The sequence below is a fragment of the Xanthovirga aplysinae genome (genome assembly GCF_009711365.1).
Lineage (GTDB): Bacteria > Bacteroidota > Bacteroidia > Cytophagales > Cyclobacteriaceae > Xanthovirga > Xanthovirga aplysinae.
In genome coordinates this window covers 1-4,458 of record NZ_SMMB01000832.1, presented here as the reverse complement: position 1 = coordinate 4,458, position 4,458 = coordinate 1, and the positions used below count along the sequence as shown (strand labels likewise).

The 4,458-nt window shown below is 34.8% G+C and carries 4 protein-coding genes; all 4 read left to right on the top strand.

The window, feature by feature from the left end; all coding sequences use genetic code 11:
• The first annotated feature begins 131 nt into the window (after nucleotides 1-131).
• Nucleotides 132-752 (top strand): Crp/Fnr family transcriptional regulator, encoded by a 621-nt coding sequence (locus tag E1171_RS06420; protein ID WP_187696301.1) that lies wholly within the window; start codon nucleotides 132-134, stop codon nucleotides 750-752.
• 81 nt (nucleotides 753-833) lie between these two features.
• Nucleotides 834-1,736 carry a Cif family virulence factor gene (locus E1171_RS06415; RefSeq protein ID WP_155205187.1) on the top strand — a complete coding sequence of 301 codons (903 nt, stop codon included), beginning with the start codon at nucleotides 834-836 and terminating at the stop codon, nucleotides 1,734-1,736.
• Nucleotides 1,737-1,786: 50 nt separating this feature from the next.
• On the top strand, nucleotides 1,787-2,701 hold the full coding sequence (locus E1171_RS06410; protein WP_155205186.1) for an alpha/beta hydrolase: 915 nt from the start codon (nucleotides 1,787-1,789) through the stop codon (nucleotides 2,699-2,701).
• A gap of 70 nt (nucleotides 2,702-2,771) precedes the next feature.
• Complete coding sequence (locus E1171_RS06405) at nucleotides 2,772-3,650, top strand: VOC family protein (RefSeq protein ID WP_155205185.1); 879 nt, start codon at nucleotides 2,772-2,774, stop codon at nucleotides 3,648-3,650.
• Nucleotides 3,651-4,458: the final 808 nt, after the last annotated feature.

Genomic DNA, 4,458 nt, shown 5'->3' with positions numbered 1-4,458 from the left:
GGAGTTTGAACTAAGAAGACAAAAAACACAAAACACTTCACCCCAACATTATTTATAAAATTAAAGCCCCACAAAGCCAACCTGTAAACCAATACTACGCTTCATACATGGGCCGTTATGCAATTAAAACAATGGATAAATTACTTGAAGATTTCATCAAAACTCATAGAATAAAGGAAAAAGATCTAATTGAGGAATTAAATGACAAAGCATACATCTCAGAGTTTAAAAAAGGTGAATTCTTAATTAAAAACAATAATTACATTAAAGTATTAAAGATTGTTTTAGGGGGAAAAGTAAGAGTATATCAGGAGAATCAAGATAGGGAAATTTTAATTTACCACTTAAAGCCCATGGAAACCTGTACACTTTCCCTTTCGGCCTGCTTTGAAGACTGTAAAAGCAATGTAAACGCTATTGCCGAAGAAGACGGTATGGTTTTAAACATTCCTGTAAGGTTTGTTGAACAATGGAGTTTTAAGTACGAATCGTGGCACAGATTTACAATTAATACTTTTAGAGAAAGCTACAGCTATTTAATTGAAAATTATTCTAAGCTAGCATTCCAACCACTTAAAGATCGCTTATTGGATTACATAATTGAAAAATCAAACCATAATATTTTAAACCGTTCACATGCTCAATTAGCAAAAGAGTTAGGAACTACCAGAGAAGTCATTTCTAGATTGCTAAAAAAATTAGAAGCTGATAAAATTGTTACGCTAGGGCAAAAAAGCATTAAGGTTCTTTAAAATTATCAACTTGTATCTTTTGTCACAGGTTTATCTTTTTATATGGCTGTTTCTTTGCAGTGCATATTAAAAATATAAGCCATGAGAGTAACAAAAGTAATCTTAATATCTGCAGTTATAGGCTGTGCAATAGCATGCACTTCAAACAGTCCAAAACAGGAAAAGGCAACAAGTGTAACTCAATCTTTCCAGGAGCATAGTACGATAGCCCATCATCAAATAGCGCTTGAGGTTATTAAGGCAAGCAAAGATTGGATTAACAACTTTAACAACGGAAATGTAGAAGCATGTGTTAATGGATATACTAAAGAGGCAATTCTACGTACCCTACCATTTGGCCTAAAAAAAGGAAGGAAAGAAATTTCTGATTTTTGGACCCCTTTCATTAAATCAGGCGCTACAAATTTAATTTATACAAATCCCAGTGTAGAAGTTGTTGATGAAAAAACTGCTTTGCTTTCGGCAAATTGGAGCATGAATGTTGGGCGGGGAGTTATTTACCAGGAAAAGTGGGAGAAAATAGATGGAAAGTGGTTGCTAACCTATGATGACTTTGAAGTTCTCGAACAATTTAATTCTCCCCAAGAAAACAAGACAAATCCAACAGCTAGTCATGAAATGTTGGTGGAGGTTATTGAAGCATCCATCGATTGGATTAATGAATTTAATAAGCAAAAAGCAGATGTTTGTGCAAAAGGGTATACTATTAATGCAACTATGAATGCAGTACCTTTTGTTTCCGCAAATGGACAAGAGGAAATTCATGGATTTTGGGAAAAATTAATTGCTGATGGAGCTAAAAATCTAACCTACCACAACCCTACTTTTAAAGTCATTACTGATCATACTGTGCTTTTATCATCTAGCTGGTCAATGAACATAGGAGAAGGAAAAATTTTTCAAGAAAAATGGGTCTTAAAAAATGGGAATTGGCTACTGAATTATGATGAATTTAAAGTGCTTAAACAATACAATGATAGGTAATGATGATTACTAGCACTAATTTTTTATAACACACTTTAAAAAGGAATAAAATGAAGGAGCTTTGGAACTTTTATTCAAGAAAGGAAACGGATCGTCAATATAATCCCACACTTTGGACAAGGCGTTTACCGACCGCTGATTTACTTCCCTCCCATATTGATTTTACAACGAGAAGAAGTAATGAATACAGAAAGAAAATGGGAGAGCAGCTCAAGACAATTTCTTTTGGCAAAGACCAACATGCAGGAAATATAGATGTTTTTCGCACACAGAATGTCTCGGAAGATGCGCCTATGGTTGTGTATATCCACGGCGGTTGGTGGCAGTGGTTCTCAAATGATCAATTTTCATTTTTAGCAGAACCATTCAATAAAAAAGGGATGGCAGTTTATATGCCGGCTTATCGCTTGGCTCAGGATTGGGACAATGGCAAACCTATGGAATCTATTGTCAAGCAAATGGAATATGCGGTTGCTACTATTCTTAAAGAAGCCTGTGACAAGGGGTCGCAAGCCGTTTATTTGGTTGGACATTCTGCTGGCGGTCATTTGGTCAGCATGTTACACAAGACGGATTGGAGTCAATATAATTTACCTAAGGAAGCTCAAAAAAAGGTAAAAGCCGTATTTTCCCTGGCAGGATTATTTGACCTTCGTTTTCTATTGGATAGCTTTGTAAATGACGAAATTAAAATGTCACTTGAATCAGCAGAAGCTGTTAGCCCCCAATTATTAGGAGGCTCCAAAAAGACATTATGTCCTATACATTTAATATTGCCTGAATTCGATACGGCTGAATTTTTCAGACAAACAAAAGAGTATCAAGATAAACTGCTTGAAGAAGGACAAAAATGTCATTTGCATGTAGTTCATAATAGAGATCATCTCACTATCATAGAGAATATGATAAATGACCATGATGAGCTTTTGGATTATATTTTCAAACAAATGACGAAAAGCCATTAATGAAACGAAGGGTTTTAGACCGGGTCTAAAACCCTTCTATTTTGTGACCTAAAATTTAAAGCTTCACCAAATGATCTTAGAAAGTTTCACCTTAAAGATATTCAACCCCGAAAAAACATTGCCTTTTTATACAAATGTTTTGGGCTTCAAATTAGTTGAGGAATTTACAGTTAATGATTCCACCTTTTATAATCTAGAGTTAGAAAACCCCGCCCATAAAATTCAATTAGAATTCAACAAATCAGCTACTCTTACACCTTATCATCAAACTACCACCGATAATTATTGGAAATTCAGTTTATTTGTTGATGATATCCAAAGGGTTTATAAGGAATTACTAAAACAAAAGCATCCTATTGGAGAACCCTCCCAAATTGGAGATATTGGATATTTATCGCATACCGCTGATTTAGAAAATCATCAAATAGAATTTATTCAAAAAACCTTTAAACACAATTCTGTTTCGGTGCCCCCAAAGAAAGGCTTTTTATTGAAAGAGCAACCTGTTTTGGGTTTACTTACAATAAGAACCAAATACCCTCAAAAGAGTATAGAATTGTTTGAGGACCTCTTGGATTTAAAATTATTCGTGCGAATGAATGTAAATCGAGGCAATGGATTTACGCTTTACTTTTTGGGAGATAAAAATTTACAAGCCCCTAGTCAAGATATAGATGCATTGGAAAATAGAGAATGGATGTATCAACAAAGCCATTTATTTATTGAAATTCAATACTATTGGGTGAGTGAACAGGATGAAGATTTCAGTCTAAACAACACACAGGAGAACGGTTTGCATACCATCAACTTCTCTGGTGATTTAACTGTACTAAAGGAAAAGTTGGCTTTAAATAAAATTCCATTTAACCAACTGAAAAATTATATTACATTTGAAACATTAGATAAGCACAAAATACTGGTAAAAGAATCGCACAACCCAGAAGATTAATAATACTCCTTGCTGAAAAAATAAGAGAACACGCCAACAATATATATGAAATCATATACAGGCGAATCCAACAACACAATCCAAACCATGCTTCATACCCCGGCCGTTGGCCGTAATTAAGGTACGATAAAGGCACATCATTTACGCTTTTTGAATTGGTTGAAAACCAATTCAAAAAGCTATGCCTTGGAAAACCACAACCCCAATGGATCATAAAGTAGGGTTTATCGGTGAATAGCTCTGTGGAAAGTAAGCTATCACGGAACTATGTATAGCTTTCTAAATCTGCCATCCTACTGCCCATAAGTTGTTTAGGAGAAATGAATTGATGGGTGTTACTTAGGTGACACTCCAATTCAAGAAAAGGAATAAGTACAACAACAGCCCCTTATTTAAAAGGCAAAATATCCTCGCTGGGCTGCAAAAAAAGTACAAATTATTGTTTAATGATTTTAGCTGTGAGGACATCCCTTCGGTAGTTGCAGTTCATAATATATTGACTAAAGTGGGATTATTATCTTCCCAAAACAGGCTTAGGAGACTTAAGCCCATTTACCCATCTTTGACCCTAAGGAAGGCAAAGAAGTTTGGAGTGCTGATTATACAGGATAGTTTCTAATGGGAAACAAAAAATTCCATCTTATAATTATCCATTACATATTAAATTGGTGAATGTAACGCAAAACGGATCATTGAGGGGGAAGTCTTATTGTTGGGTTTATATGTCCCGGGGGTTAGTAGGAAAACAAGTTGCGTCAAAAGAATTGGAAATGGTATTTAGATAGTATTTTATCGTAATGTTTTTTTA